This window comes from Actinomadura livida (genome assembly GCF_014648675.1).
Lineage (GTDB): Bacteria > Actinomycetota > Actinomycetes > Streptosporangiales > Streptosporangiaceae > Spirillospora > Spirillospora livida.
Map to the genome: position 1 here is coordinate 237,391 of NZ_BMRO01000010.1, position 16,119 is coordinate 253,509.

The 16,119-nt window shown below is 71.3% G+C and carries 14 protein-coding genes and 1 tRNA gene; 11 read left to right on the forward strand and 4 right to left on the reverse strand.

Annotated features, from left to right (window positions below; all coding sequences use genetic code 11):
* Window positions 1–8: 8 nt before the first annotated feature.
* Window positions 9–1,136 (forward strand): amidase, encoded by a 1,128-nt coding sequence (locus tag IEZ03_RS24405; RefSeq protein WP_184881104.1) that lies wholly within the window; start codon window positions 9–11, stop codon window positions 1,134–1,136.
* Between the two features lie 3 nt (window positions 1,137–1,139).
* On the opposite strand, the gene IEZ03_RS24410 is transcribed toward IEZ03_RS24405, so the two are convergent.
* The 4 genes from IEZ03_RS24410 to IEZ03_RS24425 form a co-directional block, all read right to left on the reverse strand.
* Window positions 1,140–1,643: a MarR family winged helix-turn-helix transcriptional regulator gene (locus IEZ03_RS24410; protein ID WP_184881106.1), complete on the reverse strand. Its 504-nt coding sequence runs from the start codon at window positions 1,641–1,643 to the stop codon at window positions 1,140–1,142.
* Between the two features lie 53 nt (window positions 1,644–1,696).
* Window positions 1,697–2,509, reverse strand: coding sequence for a patatin-like phospholipase family protein (locus tag IEZ03_RS24415; RefSeq protein WP_184881108.1), 813 nt, complete (start codon window positions 2,507–2,509; stop codon window positions 1,697–1,699).
* Window positions 2,510–2,918: 409 nt separating this feature from the next.
* Complete coding sequence (locus IEZ03_RS24420; RefSeq protein WP_184881110.1) at window positions 2,919–3,665, reverse strand: TetR/AcrR family transcriptional regulator; 747 nt, start codon at window positions 3,663–3,665, stop codon at window positions 2,919–2,921.
* A 53-nt stretch (window positions 3,666–3,718) separates the two neighbouring features.
* Window positions 3,719–4,672: an acyl-CoA desaturase gene (locus IEZ03_RS24425; protein WP_184881112.1), complete on the reverse strand. Its 954-nt coding sequence runs from the start codon at window positions 4,670–4,672 to the stop codon at window positions 3,719–3,721.
* Window positions 4,673–5,103: 431 nt separating this feature from the next.
* Here IEZ03_RS24425 and IEZ03_RS24430 point away from each other — a divergent pair.
* The 10 genes from IEZ03_RS24430 to IEZ03_RS24475 all read left to right on the forward strand — a co-directional run bounded on the left by IEZ03_RS24430 (window position 5,104) and on the right by IEZ03_RS24475 (window position 16,097).
* Window positions 5,104–5,175, forward strand: a tRNA-Gln gene (locus tag IEZ03_RS24430).
* 166 nt (window positions 5,176–5,341) lie between these two features.
* Entirely contained in the window at window positions 5,342–6,781 is a 1,440-nt protein-coding gene (gene glmU, locus IEZ03_RS24435) for a bifunctional UDP-N-acetylglucosamine diphosphorylase/glucosamine-1-phosphate N-acetyltransferase GlmU (protein ID WP_268248557.1), read from the forward strand.
* Between the two features lie 141 nt (window positions 6,782–6,922).
* Window positions 6,923–7,903, forward strand: coding sequence for a ribose-phosphate diphosphokinase (locus IEZ03_RS24440; RefSeq protein ID WP_184881115.1), 981 nt, complete (start codon window positions 6,923–6,925; stop codon window positions 7,901–7,903).
* 759 nt (window positions 7,904–8,662) lie between these two features.
* On the forward strand, window positions 8,663–9,283 hold the full coding sequence (locus IEZ03_RS24445) for a 50S ribosomal protein L25/general stress protein Ctc (protein WP_184881117.1): 621 nt from the start codon (window positions 8,663–8,665) through the stop codon (window positions 9,281–9,283).
* 109 nt (window positions 9,284–9,392) lie between these two features.
* The gene (gene pth, locus IEZ03_RS24450) at window positions 9,393–9,962 is read left to right on the forward strand and encodes an aminoacyl-tRNA hydrolase (RefSeq protein ID WP_373293676.1); all 570 of its coding nucleotides are present in this window, start codon (window positions 9,393–9,395) and stop codon (window positions 9,960–9,962) included.
* 254 nt (window positions 9,963–10,216) lie between these two features.
* Entirely contained in the window at window positions 10,217–11,692 is a 1,476-nt protein-coding gene (locus IEZ03_RS24455) for a sugar transferase (RefSeq protein WP_184881120.1), read from the forward strand.
* A 104-nt stretch (window positions 11,693–11,796) separates the two neighbouring features.
* The gene (locus tag IEZ03_RS24460) at window positions 11,797–12,753 is read left to right on the forward strand and encodes a 3'(2'),5'-bisphosphate nucleotidase CysQ (RefSeq protein ID WP_132051972.1); all 957 of its coding nucleotides are present in this window, start codon (window positions 11,797–11,799) and stop codon (window positions 12,751–12,753) included.
* A gap of 117 nt (window positions 12,754–12,870) precedes the next feature.
* Complete coding sequence (gene cysD / locus IEZ03_RS24465; RefSeq protein WP_184881122.1) at window positions 12,871–13,788, forward strand: sulfate adenylyltransferase subunit CysD; 918 nt, start codon at window positions 12,871–12,873, stop codon at window positions 13,786–13,788.
* 62 nt (window positions 13,789–13,850) lie between these two features.
* Window positions 13,851–15,113 carry a sulfate adenylyltransferase subunit 1 gene (locus IEZ03_RS24470; RefSeq protein ID WP_184890374.1) on the forward strand — a complete coding sequence of 421 codons (1,263 nt, stop codon included), beginning with the start codon at window positions 13,851–13,853 and terminating at the stop codon, window positions 15,111–15,113.
* A gap of 87 nt (window positions 15,114–15,200) precedes the next feature.
* Window positions 15,201–16,097 carry a glycosyltransferase family 2 protein gene (locus IEZ03_RS24475; protein ID WP_184881124.1) on the forward strand — a complete coding sequence of 299 codons (897 nt, stop codon included), beginning with the start codon at window positions 15,201–15,203 and terminating at the stop codon, window positions 16,095–16,097.
* Window positions 16,098–16,119 lie beyond the last annotated feature (22 nt).

Below are 16,119 nucleotides of genomic sequence, written 5' to 3' on the forward strand. Positions count from 1 at the left end.
CTGGCCCGATGACGACCTGGATCATCAGGACGGACGAGCCGGGGGACGGCCCCCGCCTCGCCGTCAAGGACGCCATCGACGTCGCGGAGCTGCCCACCACCGCGGGCTGCCAGGCCGTCGCGGAACGAGCCGAGCCCGCCGCGGCGGACGCCCCCGTCGTCGCCTCGGCCCGCGCCCAGGGCGCCCGCGTCGTCGGCAAGACGAACCTCAACGAGCTGTGCGTGGCCGCCGACGGCGTCAACCCGTGGACGGGGACGCCGGTGAACCCGCTGGACCCGTCCCGCGTCCCGGGCGGCTCGTCCAGCGGCTCCGCGGTCGCCGTCGCGACCGGGGAGGCCGACGTCGCGTTCGGCACCGACACGTCGGGCTCCGTTCGGATTCCCGCGGCGTGCTGCGGCATCGCGGCGCTCAAGACCACCAACGGCCGCGTCCCCCTCGACGGCGTCTACCCGCTGTCGCCGACGCTGGACACGGTCGGGCCGATGGGACGCGACGTCGCCGCCGTCGTCCTCGGGATGAGCCTCATCGAGCCGGGGTTCGCGCCCGTGCCGTACGACGCGTCCATGACGATCGCGCGGCTGCGCCTCGGCGCCCCCGGCTTCGACATCGATCCCGCGATCGACGCCGCCGTCGACGACGCGTTGCGCCGCCTCGGCCCCGTCACCGACGTGACGTCCGAGTACTACTACGACGCCGCCACGGCCAACGGCCTCTACGTCGCCGAGGAGGGGTGGCGGCAGAACGCCCGCCTGGTGACGGAGCCGCCGAAGATGAGCGGGCGGATCCACCGGCGGCTGCAGCAGCTGCACGACGTCGTCGAAGCCGGGCGCCTCGGCTGGGCCGCCCGCGTCCGCGAGGCGATCAGGGCGGAGTTCGACGCGATCCTCGCCCGGCACGCCGCGATCGCCCTGCCGGTGCTGCCCGTCGTCACCCCCGAACCCGACGAGGACGACCATTCCGACCTGCTGCTCACCTCGCTGAACGGCCAGGTCAACGTCGCGGGGCTGCCGGCGTTCGCGCTGCCGGTCCCGCTGCCGGGCTCGCATCTGCCCGCGTCCGTCCAGCTCATCGGCCCCGCGGGCGGCGAGGAGCGGCTCTGCGGCATCGCCGCCTCGCTGGAGGCCGCCCTTTCCTAGGGGCTAGTGGCCCTCGGTGGTCTGGTCGAACGGGATGAGGAGGGTGCGGAGCAGGTCGGCGAGGACCTCGCGCTGGCCCGGGCCGAGGCTGTCCAGTATCGCCTGCTCCCGCTCCAGCAGGTCGGCGAACGCGGCGTCCACGAGCGTCCGGCCCGCGTCGGTGAGCCGGACCAGGACGCCGCGCTTGTCCTGCGGGTCGGGATGCCGCTCGACCAGCCCCGCCGCGGCGAGCCGGTCGATGCGGTTGGTCATGGTGCCGGACGTCACCAGCGTCGCCCGCAGCAGCCGGCCGGGGCTCAGCTGGTACGGGCTTCCGGCCCGGCGCAGCGCGGTGAGCACGTCGAACTCCCACGACTCCAGGTCGTGGTCCGCGAACACGGCGCGCCGGGCCCGGTCCAGGTGCCTGGCCAGCCGGGAGACGCGGCTGAGGACCTGCAGCGGCCGGACGTCCAGATCCGGACGCTCGGTGTTCCACGCCTCGACCAGACGGTCGACCTCATCCTGCATGCCGACACCCTACCTGTCTTGATATCGAGAAACATGGCCGCGCCCCCGGCTCGTCACCCGCCCGGGGCCCCGGCGACGGGTCCGATCCGCTCCGCGGCGGCCGCCGCCTGCCGGAATCCCTCCCGGTAGGCGGGCGTCCAGCGCGCCAGGTCGCCGACGTTCTCCCCGAACGCCTCCCGCGCCCCCTCGTCCGGGACGATCCGGACGTCCGCCGCCGCGTCGCCGAACACCTGGGGGAGCGGCTCGACCAGCACCACCGCACCGGCGCCCCGCGCCAGGCCCGCGTTGGAGCCGCCGCCGAACGCGCCGTCCATGTAGCGCCGGCCGTTGATCGTCACGGGCTCGGCGTAGCCCGGGGCGGCGCTGCTCGCCGCCACCGCCGCGGTCAGCGGGACGCCGCTCGCCGCGTCCCACACGACCGGCTTGCCCGACTCCACGTCCACGGCGGTGACGAGGAGCCGCCGGCCGGGCCACTCGTCGGTCCCCACGAGGAACTCCATGCTCGCCCTGTGCCGCTCCTCCGGCAGCGCCTCCGCCTCCAGCGCCAGCCGCCCGATCCGCCGCCTGGCCTCGTCCGGGTCCAGTTCGGCGGTGCTCCCGATCTCGACCACCCCGGCCATCACCGACCCGTCCACCGGCGGGCGCCGCTCGTCCGAGGGCGGCAGCTCCGCCACCGCGGCCAGCTCCCGTCCCGTGGCGATCATCGCGCCCGCGATCGCGCCCGCCGACGTGCCCACGATCAGGTCCGCCGCCGCCGGCTCCACGCCCGCCCGCCGCAGCCCCGCGGCGAGGCCCGTCAGCCACGCCGTCCCGACCGGTCCGCCGGGCCCGAGGACCAGCGCCCACCCGCCTCCACTGAGTTCCATGCCACGACGATAGGGACGCCCCCGGCGGCGCGGCATCCGGCAATGGTCCTAGGCCGATCGAATTCTTGACATCAAGATATGGGTGGGGCATGCTCTCTCTTGATGTCGAGAAAAACAGCCGCAGTACGGGACCCTGTCTCAGCCGGGTCCCCGGCGAAGCCCTCGGCACCCGCGAGAGCGACGCATCCCGCGGCCACGGCCGGGAGGCGGACCGCCGCTCCCACAACCCCATAGACGGGATGCCGCCCGTCCACCGAGGGAAGCTACTCGTTCCCCTGCGGTGTGCCAGCTCGGACGGGCGGGCGGCGTCCGGCGAGATCCCGGCCTCGCGACCCGAGCCGGCGACCCCTGGCCGGTGGCCACCCGGACGAACTCCGGGCGGCCACCGGTTGTCACGTCCCTCCGGCCGTCAGGTCAGCGGGTCGGCGAGCCCGTCCAGGTCGCGGCGGCCCCGGCGGTGCGCCTTCTCGGCCTTCGCCGCGGCCCTCCCCTCGGCCTTCTCCGCCCGCGCGGCGGCCTTCTCCGCGCGCTGCTTCCGGCGCTCCAGCTCCTTGCGGCGGCGGCGCGGATCCAGCGACGGCCTCGGCTCCAGCCCGGACAGGCCGTTCCAGGCCAGGTTCACCACGTGCGCCGCCACGTCCTCGCGGCGCGGCTTGCGGACGTCCAGCCACCACTGGCCCGTCATCGCCACCATGCCGACCAGCATCTGGGCGTACATGGGCGCGAACTTGTCGTCGTAGTCGCGGCGGTCGAACTCCTGGGCGAGGACGTACTCGACCTCCCCGGCGATCTCGCTCAGCAGGCTCGCGTAGCTGCCGGTGCCCGTGCCGCCGTGGGAGTCCCGGACCAGGATGCGGAAGCCGTCCGGATGCTCCTCGATGTACTGCAGCAGCGCCAGCGCGGCCTTCTCCAGCTTGCCCCGGTAGTGGATCGCGGAGTTCAGGGACTCGGTGACGAGCCGCAGCAGGCTCTCGAACTCGCGGTCGACGACGACCGCGTACAGCCCTTCCTTGCCGCCGAAGTGCTCGTAGACCACGGGCTTCGACACACCGGCCGCGGAGGCGATCTCCTCCACCGACGTGCCGTCCAGGCCGCGTTCGGCGAACAGCGAGCGCCCGATCTCGAGCAGCTGCTCACGTCGTTCCTTGCCAGTCATCCGCTTTCTGCGGGGTCTGGGCGCGGGTTCTGTCACGGGATCAATTGTGGCGGTCAAACCGCCTGCTTGGTGCGCCTGGCCGCCAGCCGGTCGTCGTTCGGCCACCGCACGTCGTACGCGAGGCCCAGCTTCTCGAACGCCCAGATGATGCGCGCGCTGATGTCGACCTGCCCCTTGAGGACGCCGTGGCGCGCGCACGTCGGGTCCGAGTGGTGCAGGTTGTGCCACGACTCGCCCAGCGACGGGATCGCCAGCCACCACACGTTGCGGGACTTGTCGCGGACCTCGAACTCCTCCTTGCCGAACGTGTGGCAGATGGAGTTGATCGACCAGGTGACGTGGTGGACGAGGGTGATCCGCACGAACCCCGCCCAGAAGAGCGCGGTCAGGAAGCCGGCCCACGACATCGTCACCAGGCCCCCGATGACCGCCGGCAGCGCCAGCGACACCGCCACCAGCCCGGGGAACGCCAGGTGGATGCGCCTGATGTCGCGGTCGTTCAGCAGGTCCTTGGCGAACCGCTCCTTGGACGTGCGGGCGCCGTCGAACAGCCAGCCGTAGTGCGCCCAGGCCAGCCCCTTGGCCAGCGCCTTCCAGTCGTTGCCGAACCGCCACGGCGAGTGGGGGTCCATCTCCTTGTCGGAGTGCTTGTGGTGGCGCCGGTGGTCGGCGACCCACGTGATGACGGGCCCCTCCATGGCCAGGCTCCCGGCCACGGCCAGGAAGATCCGCAGGCCGCGCTTCGCCTTGAAGGACCCGTGGGTGAAGTACCGGTGGTACCCGACCGTGATCCCCCCGGCGGACAGCACGTAGAACACCGCCATGAGCACGATGTCCGTCCAGCCGAGGAAACTCCCCCATGCCAGCGGAACGACCGCGAACAGGGCCAGGAACGGCACACCGGTGAACACGGCGATGAGCAGGCGTTCCGCATTGCCTCTGGGTTCGGGCGCGATCTCTGGACGCCGTTGCGGGCGAGGGGGATCCATGGCTGGAGCCGTTGTCATGCGTCACCACTTTCCTGTGGCTCGAGGCGGCATTACCTACGTCAACGTAACCTACGGAACCGTAGGTTCACAGTGGCCGACTGGTAAATTGAGTACGAAACTGCCTCACAGGCCACAAAACTCTCTTGCTACCCAGACGACCGCCGGACCCTCGCGGCAGGGCGGCGAGAGGTGCCTTCACCTGGCCGAACGCGCGACGGTCGCCGGAAGTTCGGCACCGGCCCCGGCTCCGTGCCCGGGCCGGGGCGCCACCCGCGCCGGGTGGCATGATGAGGCGTTGCCCACACCGTGCGTTCTAAACCGAAGCGGCCATATCGGCCGACCGGTGCGGCCCAAGATCCTTTCCGTGGAATGGAGTGGGCTCGGCGGCGCCCGGCCGAGTATGGTTGTGGGCCGGTCGGATCGCCACTCCTCCGGCTCCCTCGCGACTTTCCGGCGTGGTGTAATTGGCAGCACAAGGGTTTTTGGTGCCCTTAGACAAGGTTCGAATCCTTGCGCCGGAGCTGTTGGGAATCCTCCGCGCCGAGCCTCCGGGGCGGGCGGCGGGGTGACAGGCGGGAGAGGGGCGGTATCCTGCCCGTGTCGGGTGCGCTGCGACCTGTCATGCCCTGATGGCGCAGGTGGGCGTGCTCGCGACCGATCCCGTCCGCGATGCCGAGGAGCCTCCTTGTGAGCGCTGCGAGCCGCCCGGCCGCCGTCGTCGTTCTCGCCGCGGGCGAGGGCACCCGGATGAAGTCCCGCACCTCCAAAGTGCTGCACGAGCTGTGCGGGCGCACCATGCTCGGCCATGTGCTGGCCGCCGCGCGCGAACTGGAGCCCGCGCGGCTCGTGGTCGTCGTCGGCCACCGGCGCGAGCAGGTCGTCGAGCACCTCTCCCACGCCGCGCCGGACGCCGAGCCCGTCGTCCAGGAGCACCAGGGCGGGACGGGGCACGCCGTCCGGATGGCCCTGGAGCAGACCGGCGCCCTCGACGGGACCGTCGTCGTCACGAACGGCGACCACCCCCTGCTGCGCGGCGAGACGCTGGCGGCGCTCGTCCGGACGCACGAGGCCGAGGGGAACGCGGCGACCGTGCTGACGACCGAGATGCCGGACGCGACCGGGTACGGACGGATGGTCCGCGCCGCCGACGGCAGCGTCGAGGCGATCGTCGAGCACAAGGACGCGACCGACGAGCAGCGCGCCGTCAACGAGATCAACGTCGGCATGTACGCCTTCGACGGCGCCCTGCTGGCCGACGCGCTCAAGCGCGTCACCACCGACAACGCCAACGGCGAGGAGTACCTCACCGACGTCGTGGCGATCGTGCGCGGGGACGGCCACCGGGCCGGCGCGCACCTCGCGGCCGATTGGGTGGAGACCCAGGGCGTGAACGACAAGGTCCAGCTCGCGCAGGCCAGAAGGCAGCTCAACGACCGGATCCTCGAAGCGCACATGCGCGCCGGCGTCACGATCGTCGACCCGGCGACCACGTGGATCGACGTGGACGTAACAGCCGAACCGGACGCCGAGGTCCTCCCGGGAACACAACTCCATGGACGCACGCACCTGGCCGAGGGCGCGCGGGTCGGCCCCGGCTGCACCCTGACGGACACGCGCGTGGGCGCGGACGCGACCGTGATCAACGCGGTGTGCCTGGAGGCGGAGATCGGCCCCGAGGCGACCGTCGGCCCCTACGCGTACCTGCGGCCTGGCACGCGGCTGGCCCGCAAGGCCAAGGTCGGCGCCTATGTCGAGACCAAGAACGCCGACCTCGGCGAGGGCACGAAGGTGCCGCACCTGACGTACGTGGGCGACGCCGAGATCGGCGACGGCTCCAACATCGGCGCGGGCTCGGTGTTCGTGAACTACGACGGTGTCGAGAAGCACCGCAGCGTGATCGGCTCGCAGGTCCGGGTCGGCAGCGACAACATGATCGTCGCCCCGGTGACGGTGGGCGACGGCGCCTACACGGCGGCCGGCTCGGTGATCATCCAGGACGTCCCGCCGGGCGCCATGGCGGTCGCGCGGGCCCGGCAGCGCAACGTCGAGGGGTGGGTCGAGCGCCGCCGGGCGGGGACGCCCGCGGCGGAGGCGGCCCGCCGAGCACGCGAGGAGGACGCGTCCTAGGGCGCGCCCACCGAGGACCGCCCCGCCGCGCGGCGGGGAGGCGGACGACAAAGGCTTCCGTGCGCCGGACTCTTGTGGTGCGCGGTGAGTGGGGACAACACCCACGTGAAGCGAAGTTCCATTGAGGGGGAGTTGTCAGAGGTGAGTGGGATCAAAGCGAGTGGCCAGAAGAAGCTGATGCTCTTCACCGGCCGAGCCCACCCGGACCTGGCCAAGGAAGTAGCCGACAACCTCCATGTCGAGCTGACGCCGACGTCCGCGTACGACTTCGCGAACGGTGAGACGTTCGTGCGGTTCCTGGAGTCGGTCCGCGGTTCCGACGCGTTCGTGATCCAGAGCCACACCGCTCCCATCAATCAGTGGATCATGGAGCAGCTCATCATGGTGGACGCGCTGAAGCGCGCGTCGGCCAAGCGGATCACGGTGGTGGCGCCGTTCTTCGGCTACGCGCGCCAGGACAAGAAGCACCGGGGCCGCGAGCCGATCTCGGCCCGGCTGATGGCGGACCTGTTCAAGACCGCCGGCGCCGACCGCCTGATCGCCGTCGACCTGCACACGGCCCAGATCCAGGGCTTCTTCGACGGCCCGGTCGACCACCTGTTCGCGCTGGACCTATTGGCGCACCACTTCGAGAGCCGCCTGGACACCTCCCAGGTCACGGTGGTGGCCCCCGACGCGGGCCGGGTCCGGGTGACCGAGCGCTGGTCCGACCGCCTGGGCGGCGTGCCGATGGCCATCATCCACAAGAAGCGCGACCCGGACGTGGCCAACGAGGTGAAGGTCTTCGACGTGGTCGGCGCCGTGGAGGGCCGCACCTGCGTCATCGTCGACGACATGATCGACACCGGCGGCACCATCATCAAGGCCGCCGAGGCCCTCTTCGACCAGGGCGCCAGCCGCGTAGTGGTGGCCGCCACCCACGGCGTCCTCTCCGGCCCCGCGGTAGACCGCCTGAAGAACTCCCGCATCTCCGAGGTGGTCCTGACCAACACCCTCCCCATCCCAGAGGAGAAGCAGTTCGACAAGCTGACAGTCCTCTCGATCGCCCCCCTGGTAGCCCGAGCGATCAACGAGGTGTTCAGCGACGGCTCAGTAACCAGCCTCTTCGGCGGACATAGCTAAATAGCATCGCCCTCGGCGTCAGGCGCTAGAGCGCCTTCCTTCAACGGGCAATGCGTGCGATCGCTGCATCGCTCCGACTCGCCTAGCGGCTCCCTGTGCGATCAGGTTTCTCGCAAGCTCGAAACCTGCCTTCGGACGCGATCGCGACGGTCCAGGTCGCTGCGTGGTTGCGGCGCCGCCTGAGCGAGCCGGGAAAGGTACCAAGCGCACCCCAGCCCGAACACCCCTCCGCACGCCCACGCAAAGCGAGCCGCAGGCGAGCAAGCCCAGCAAGAACCGACCGCACCACAGACAGGCACACCCACGGTTTCGAGCCCGCGAGAAACGAGCGAGCGCAGCGAGCGACACCACGCCGGCCAGCCGCACGCGCAGACACCAGCCGGTACAGCAACCACGCGCCGGCCGGAACGCCTGCGATCGCGTCCGAAGGCAGGTTCCGAGCGAAGCAAGGAACCTGATCGCGCAGCGAGCCCCCAGGGCGAGCCGGAGCGATGCAGCGATCGCGCCGCAGTGCTCGCCGAAGGAAGGCGCGCTAGCGCCTGACGCCAAGAGCACTGCAATGAGTACTGCTAGACTTTGTTAACCCGCGTGTGCCCGGGTCGTCAGTGCGGTGTCGTAGTGGAGCCGCATTCCCCGGGAGAACGCAAAGAATCTTTGGGAGCGCACGTCCTGGTCGGCGTGCGTGTATCGCAACGCTCTGTCCGTAGCGGACGTCCGGTGCCGGACGGCCGTGGATCGCAACAACAAGGAGTTTCAGCCGTGTCCGAGGTACGCATCGCCGCCGAGCCGCGCACCGAGTTCGGTAAGGGTGCCGCGCGGCGCACCCGCCGGGCCGGCAAGGTGCCCGCCGTCCTCTACGGTCACGGCACCGACCCGCAGCACATCTCGCTGCCGGGGCACGACCTGATGCTGGCGCTGAAGACGCCGAACGTGCTGCTGACGATCGAGGGGCTCGGTGACGGCCCGAGCCTGGCGCTGCCGAAGGACGTCCAGCGCGACCCGATCAAGGGGTTCCTGGAGCATGTCGACCTGCTGATGGTGAAGCGCGGCGAGAAGGTCGTCGTGGACCTGCCGGTGCAGCTCGTCGGTGATGTGGTGCCGGGCGGCCAGGTCGCGCAGACGGAGGTCGAGATCTCCGTGGAGGCGGAGGCCACGCGCATTCCCGAGTCGGTCGAGGTCGACATCAGCGGCCTGGAGATCGACAGCCAGGTGCTGGCGCGGGACCTGAAGCTGCCGGAGGGCACGACGCTGGCGGCGGACGAGGAGATCCTGATCCTGCAGATCGTGGACGCGACCGCGTCGACGGAGCCGGAGGCCGAGGAGGGCGCCGAGCCCGCGGCCGAGGGTGCCGTGGGCGAGGGCGAGGGCGCCGCCGAGTGACGGTGGCGCCGATGTGCGGCCGGTAGCCGGCCGGCGTCGTCTTTGACGGCCCCCGCGGTGTGCGTGTGCGCACCGCGGGGGCCGTGTCCGTTCCGTGGAGGGGTTGAGGGTGGATCTCTGGCTGGTCGTCGGGTTGGGCAATCCGGGGCCGTCGTACGCGAAGAACCGGCATAACGCGGGTTTCATGGTGCTGGACGTGCTGGCGGCGCGGGCGGGCGGGAGGTTCAAGTCGCATCGGGCGCGGGCGGACGTCCTGGAGGGGCGGCTGGCGGGGGCGCGTGCGGTGCTGGCGAAGCCGCGTTCGTTCATGAACGTGTCGGGCGGGCCGGTGAAGGCGCTGTGCGATTTCTACAAGGTTCCGGTGGAGCGGCTCGTCGTCGTCCATGACGAGCTGGACATCCCGTTCGGTGCGGTGCGGCTGAAGCAGGGCGGTGGTGACAATGGTCACAACGGTCTGCGGTCGGTGACGAAGTCGCTGGGGTCGCGGGATTACCTGCGGGTGCGGTTCGGGGTGGGCCGGCCGCCGGGCCGGATGGATCCGGCGGCGTTCGTGCTGAAGGATTTCTCCGCGGTGGAGCGGAAGGACCTCGATCTAGAGGTGGCGCGTGCGGCGGACGCGGTGGAGGCGTTGCTCGCGGACGGTCTCGGCGCGGCGCAGAACGTCTTCCACGCGAGTTGACCGGATCCGGCCACCGAAGCCGGCAATCCCATTGATGATCAAGCGCCCTTGACTGGGCTTTTCATGTGCGTCCGTCCGGGTTCGCGGGGCTTGTCGGACCGGTGCGGCGGTTCGGGCCCTGACCACGGTAAAGCGAACGTAGGATGCTGGTCGGACGAGGTTCATGATGTATGTGAACCTCAAGCGGCGTTCAACCGTCTTCGGTGTGAATCGCGCTGATGGGGCGCGCGTTACAGGGGATTGGTGAGTGGTGTATGGCCGTCGTTGACAAGGTGCAGGCCGAGTCATCGATTCGCCATGAGCCCAAGCGCTCGTCGTCGCAGAGCTGGAGCGGATCGTACCGCCGCAAAGCGGGCTATCTGGACTTCCTGAGCATGCTGGCGGCCGGGGTGATCGCGTTCGTGCTCCGGTTCCCGGGCGTGCCGACCGAGCTGAACGCCCCGTACGTGGCGCTGACGGTGGTGCTCCCCATGGTGTGGCTGCCGACGCTGATGCTCTGCCGGGCCTACCAGCCGCGCTACGTCGGCGTGGGCTACGAAGAGTTCCACCGGGTGCTGCGCGCCGGGTTCATCCTCACCGCCACCGTCGCGATCGTGGCGTACGCGACGAAGACCGAGGTGGCGCGCGGATACGTGGTGATGGCGCTCCCGCTCGGGACGTTCCTCAACCTCATGGCGCGGTACCGCCTCCGCAAGTGGCTGCACAAGAAGCGCTGGAACGGCGAGTGCATGCGGCGCGTGGTCGCGGTGGGGCACCGGACGTCCGTCGCGGACCTCATCAAGGTGCTGCGGCAGAAGCGCTACCACGGGATGGACATCGCCGCGGTGTGCCTGCCCCCGGCGCTGGCGTCGGGTGACGACGCGGTCGCCGAGGTGGAGGGCGTGCCGGTGATGGGCGACTTCTCCCAGGCCGCGGCGGTCGCGGACCGCATCGGCGCCGACTCGGTCGCGGTGCTGGCGTGCCCGGAGATGGACGGGGTGGCGCTGCGCCGGCTGGCGTGGCAGATCGAGCGGGACGACGTGGAGCTCGTCGTCGCGCCCGCGCTGATGGACGTGACGGGCCCGCGGATCTCGATCCGCCCCGTGTCGGGCCTGCCGCTGCTGCACGTGGAGCACCCCGAGCTGGACGGCGGCCGGAAGGTGTTCAAGGGCCTGTTCGACCGCACCGCCGCGCTGGCCGGCCTGGTGCTGCTGAGCCCGCTGCTGCTGGTCGTCGCCGTCCTGATCAAGACGACGAGCTCCGGACCGGTGCTGTTCCGGCAGGCGCGGGTGGGCCGCGGCGGCCGCGAGTTCACCGTGCTGAAGTTCCGCACGATGGTGCAGGACGCGGAGCAGCGCAAGGTCGAGCTGCTGGAGCGCAACGAGAACGACGGGGTGCTCTTCAAGATCCGGGAGGACCCGCGGATCACCCGGGTGGGCCGCTGGCTGCGCCGCTACTCGCTGGACGAGCTGCCCCAGCTGATCAACGTGCTCCGGGGGGAGATGTCGCTGGTGGGCCCGCGCCCGCCGCTGCCGGAGGAGGTCGCCCAGTACGGCGGCGACGTGTACCGGCGGCTGGTGGTGAAGCCGGGGCTGACCGGCCTGTGGCAGGTGAGCGGCCGGTCGGACCTGTCGTGGGAGGAGTCGGTCCGGCTCGACCTGCGGTACGTCGACAACTGGACGCTCGCGCTCGACCTGCAGATCATGTGGAAGACCTGGTCGGCGGTCTTCCGCGGCTCCGGCGCCTATTGAGCGGGGCGTACCGGCCGGGAGGCGGGACCTGATCCGAGGGCCCCGTGCACCCGCATGAGAAAGTGGATCGAACAGACCATTCGAGTCGGGAACGTGATCAAAGGATGACGGACAATGGCGCCCGCGAGGGGGCGGCGGACGACCACGCCCTGGCGGCGGAGCTCGCCGGCACGGCGGGCCGGCTGCTGCTCGGCGTGCGGGACGAGCTGGGATTCGCCGACGCGCGGGCCCTGAAGGACACGGGCGACCTCCGGGCGCACGAGTACCTCATGGCCGCCCTCGCCGAGCGCTGTCCCGGCGACGCCGTGCTGTCCGAGGAGGGCCGCTCGTCGGCCGCGGGGAAGCGGTCCCGCGGCGACGACCGCGCCCCGACCCGCAACACCGCCGACGCCGAGCGGCGCACCGCCGAGCGGGTGTGGATCATCGACCCGCTCGACGGCACCCGCGAGTTCTCCGAGGAGGGCCGCCGCGACTGGGCGGTCCACGTGGCGCTGTGGCGGCGGGACCCGTCCGGCGGGGGGCGGCTGGCCGCGGGCGCGGTGGCGCTCCCGGCGCAGGGCCTGACGCTCCGGACGGACGCGACCGGCGGCGCCTCCCTCGTCCGCACCGACCCGGGGGAGCCCGACCCGGTGACGGCCGGTTCGGAGACGGCCCGCAGGACGCTGCCGCGCGAGGTGCCGCTGCACGCCCCGGCGCCGGACGCCGGCAAGCTCCGCATCGCCGTCAGCCGCACGCGGCCGCCGGAGTTCGTCCGCCGGCTCGCCGAGGAGCTGGAGCTCGACGTGGAGCTGGTGCCGATCGGGTCGGCGGGGGCGAAGATCTCCGCGGTGCTGCTCGGCGAGGTCGACGCGTACGTGCACGCCGGCGGCCAGTACGAGTGGGACTCGGCGGCCCCGGCGGCGGTCGCGCTGGCCGCCGGAGCGCACGCGTCCCGGGTCGACGGGGCGGCGCTGGAGTACAACCGGGAGGACCCCCGGCTGCCGGATATCCTGGTGTGTCATCCCGCGTCGGCGTCGACGCTCCTAGCCGGCATCCGGGAAGTGAGCGGCGACCTGCCGTGACCCGCCCGGTGCCTGCGGCGCCTCGCCGGGGCGGGCCGGCGTTCGAGCCGGTGGCAAGGCGCGCCCTCGTGCCACCGGTTGCATCTGCCAGAGAAGCGTGGAGAGAAGCCACAGACCATGCAGCGTTCTGATTATCTGCTGTCCCAGCTAGACGTCCTCGAAGCGGAGTCCATCCAGATCTTCCGGGAGGTGGCGGCCGAGTTCGAGCGGCCGGTGCTGCTGTTCTCGGGCGGCAAGGACAGCCTGGTGATGCTCCGCCTCGCCGAGAAGGCGTTCTGGCCCGCGGCGATCCCCTTCCCGGTGATGCACGTCGACACCGGCCACAACTTCCCCGAGGTGATCGAGTTCCGCGACCGCCGGGTCGCCGAGCTGGGCGTCCGGCTGGTGGTGGCGTCGGTGCAGGAGTCGATCGACAGCGGCCGCGTCGTGGAGCAGAAGGGGCGCCGCGCGTCCCGCAACCGGCTGCAGACGACGACGCTGCTGGACGCGATCGAGGAGCACCAGTTCGACGCCGCGTTCGGCGGCGCGCGCCGCGACGAGGAGAAGGCCCGCGCCAAGGAGCGGGTCGTCTCGTTCCGCGACGAGTTCGGGCAGTGGGACCCGAAGAACCAGCGCCCGGAGCTGTGGAACCTGTACAACACCCGGATCACGCAGGGCGAGCACGTCCGGGTCTTCCCGCTCTCGAACTGGACCGAGCTGGACATCTGGGACTACGTCCGCCGCGAGGAGCTGGAGCTCCCGCCGATCTACTTCGCGCACACCCGGCGGGTGTTCGAGCGCGACGGGCTGCTGCTCGACGCGCAGACCGGGTTCGCGAACCGCGGCGACGACGAGCCGGAGTTCGAGGCGGCCGTCCGGTACCGCACGGTGGGGGACGCGTCCTGCACCGGTGCGGTGAAGTCGAACGCCACGTCCCTCGACGAGGTGATCGAGGAGATCGCGGCCACGCGGATCACCGAGCGCGGGCAGACCCGCGCCGATGACCGCACCAGCGAGGCCGCGATGGAGGACCGCAAGAAGGAGGGCTACTTCTGATGGCCGGCAACGAGCCCGCGCAGACGAACCGGCCCGCGAGGGCCCACGAGCCGGCCAAGTCGATGGACCTGCTGCGGTTCGCGACCGCCGGCAGCGTCGACGACGGCAAGTCGACGCTGATCGGGCGGCTGCTGTTCGACTCGAAGTCGATCTTCGAGGACCAGCTGGAATCGGTGGAGAAGACCAGCGTCGACCGGGGCGAGGAGTACACGAACCTCGCACTGCTGACCGACGGGCTGCGCGCCGAGCGGGAGCAGGGCATCACGATCGATGTCGCCTACCGCTACTTCGCGACGCCGCGCCGCAAGTTCATCATCGCCGACACCCCGGGGCACATCCAGTACACCCGCAACATGGTGACGGGCGCGTCCACCGCCGACCTGGCGATCATCCTGGTGGACGCCCGCAAGGGGATCCTGGAGCAGTCGCGGCGGCACGCGTTCCTGGCCACGCTGCTGCAGGTGCCCCACCTGGTCGTGGCGGTCAACAAGATGGACCTCGTCGACTACGACCGGAACGTGTACGAGAGCATCGTGGACGAGTTCACCGCGTTCGCGTCCAAGCTCGACGTCACCGACCTGACGTTCGTGCCCATCTCCGCGCTGCACGGCGACAACGTCGTGGAACGCAGCGTGAACATGCCGTGGTACGAGGGGACGTCGCTGCTGCACCACCTGGAGCACGTGCACATCGCGTCGGACCGGAACCTGATCGACGTGCGGTTCCCGGTGCAGTACGTGATCCGCCCGCACGCCTCCACGGACCCCGAACTGCACGACTACCGCGGCTACGCGGGGCAGGTCGCGGGCGGCGTCCTCAAGCCCGGCGACGAGGTGGTGCACCTGCCGTCGGGGCTGACCACGACGATCACCCACATCGACGGGCCGCGCGGCCCGGTCGACCAGGCGTTCGCGCCGATGTCGGTGACGCTGCGGCTCGCCGACGACATCGACATCTCCCGCGGCGACATGATCGCGCGGCCGAACAACCGGCCCGAGGTGGCGCAGGACCTCGACGCGATGGTGTGCTGGATGACCCCGGACCGCCCCCTCTCGCCGCGGTCCAAACTGATCGTCAAGCACACCACCCGCACCGCGAAGGCGCTGGTGAAGGAGCTGCACTACCGGCTGGACGTCAACACGCTCCACCGTGACGAGCAGGCCACGGAGCTCGGCCTCAACGAGATCGGCCGCATCTCCCTGCGCGTGACGCAGCCGCTCTTCGTCGACGACTACGGCCGCAACCGGTACACCGGCGGCTTCATCCTCGTCGACGAGGCCACCAACAACACCGTCGCCGCCGGAATGATCACCGGCGCGAGCTGACCGGACGCCGCGGGGCCCGCGCGGCCCCGCGGCACGGTTTCCCCCGGCTCCCGCACCGTTCCTCCCGACCAGCAAGGCAGGCCCCCGATGCCACCATCCGTGGGAGTCGTCCTCCCGACCCACAACCGGCCGGAGCTGCTGCGCCGCGCGCTGGAGTCGGTCCTCGCGCAGGACTACGAAGGCGAGTTGCGCGCCGTCGTCGTGTTCGACCGCGCCGAGCCGGACATGTCGCTCGCCGGGGACCGCGTCGAGGTGATCGCCAACACCAGGGAGCCGGGCCTCGCGGGGGCCCGCAACTCCGGCATCCTGGCGCTCGGCACCGATCTCGCCGCCTTCTGCGACGACGACGACGAGTGGCTGCCCGGCAAGCTCGCCGCCCAGGTGAAGGCGCTGGAGGGGGAGCCCGATGCGGTGCTGTGCAGCGCGGGGATCGTCGTCGACTTCGACGGCCGCGAGCTGCCCCGGCTCGCCGGGACCGACCGCGTCACCTACGACGCCCTCATCCGGGACCGGATGATGAGCGTCCACTCGTCCACCTACGTGGCGCGCCGCGAGCCGCTCATCGAGATCGGCATGGTGGACGAGACGATCCCCGGCAGCCAGGGCGAGGACTGGGACCTCGCGCTGCGCGCCGCCCGCCGCCACCCCGTCGTCAACGTGGACGAGGCGTACGTCCGCGTCCTGTGGGGGCTCACGTCCTACTACGCGCAGGCGTGGGAGACGAAGGTGGCGGCGCTGGAGTGGTTCCTGGAGCACTACCCGGAGATCGGCGAGGTGCCGGGCGCCGCCGGGCGGGTGTACGGGCAGCTCGCGTTCGGGTGCGCCACCGTGGGCCGGCGGCGGGACGCGCTGCGCTGGTCCGCGCGGGCGCTGCGCGCGAACCCCGCCGAGCGGCGGGTGCCGTTCGCGCTCGCCGTCGCGTCGGGCGCCGTCTCCGGCAAGCGCGTCCTGCTCGCGCTGCACACCCGGGGCCGCGGCATCTGACCCATCGGTGCCGTTTCCCGGC

Excerpts from the sequence above, each read along its gene's own strand:
- IEZ03_RS24405 (WP_184881104.1), top strand. The coding sequence starts at position 9 with ATGACGACCTGGATCATCAGGACGGACGAGCCGGGGGACGGCCCCCGC.
- IEZ03_RS24410 (WP_184881106.1), bottom strand. The coding sequence starts at position 1,643 with ATGCAGGATGAGGTCGACCGTCTGGTCGAGGCGTGGAACACCGAGCGT.
- IEZ03_RS24415 (WP_184881108.1), bottom strand. The coding sequence starts at position 2,509 with ATGGAACTCAGTGGAGGCGGGTGGGCGCTGGTCCTCGGGCCCGGCGGA.
- IEZ03_RS24420 (WP_184881110.1), bottom strand. The coding sequence starts at position 3,665 with ATGACTGGCAAGGAACGACGTGAGCAGCTGCTCGAGATCGGGCGCTCG.
- IEZ03_RS24425 (WP_184881112.1), bottom strand. The coding sequence starts at position 4,672 with ATGACAACGGCTCCAGCCATGGATCCCCCTCGCCCGCAACGGCGTCCA.
- IEZ03_RS24455 (WP_184881120.1), top strand. The coding sequence starts at position 10,217 with ATGGCCGTCGTTGACAAGGTGCAGGCCGAGTCATCGATTCGCCATGAG.
- IEZ03_RS24460 (WP_132051972.1), top strand. The coding sequence starts at position 11,797 with ATGACGGACAATGGCGCCCGCGAGGGGGCGGCGGACGACCACGCCCTG.
- cysD (WP_184881122.1), top strand. The coding sequence starts at position 12,871 with ATGCAGCGTTCTGATTATCTGCTGTCCCAGCTAGACGTCCTCGAAGCG.
- IEZ03_RS24470 (WP_184890374.1), top strand. The coding sequence starts at position 13,851 with ATGGACCTGCTGCGGTTCGCGACCGCCGGCAGCGTCGACGACGGCAAG.
- IEZ03_RS24475 (WP_184881124.1), top strand. The coding sequence starts at position 15,201 with ATGCCACCATCCGTGGGAGTCGTCCTCCCGACCCACAACCGGCCGGAG.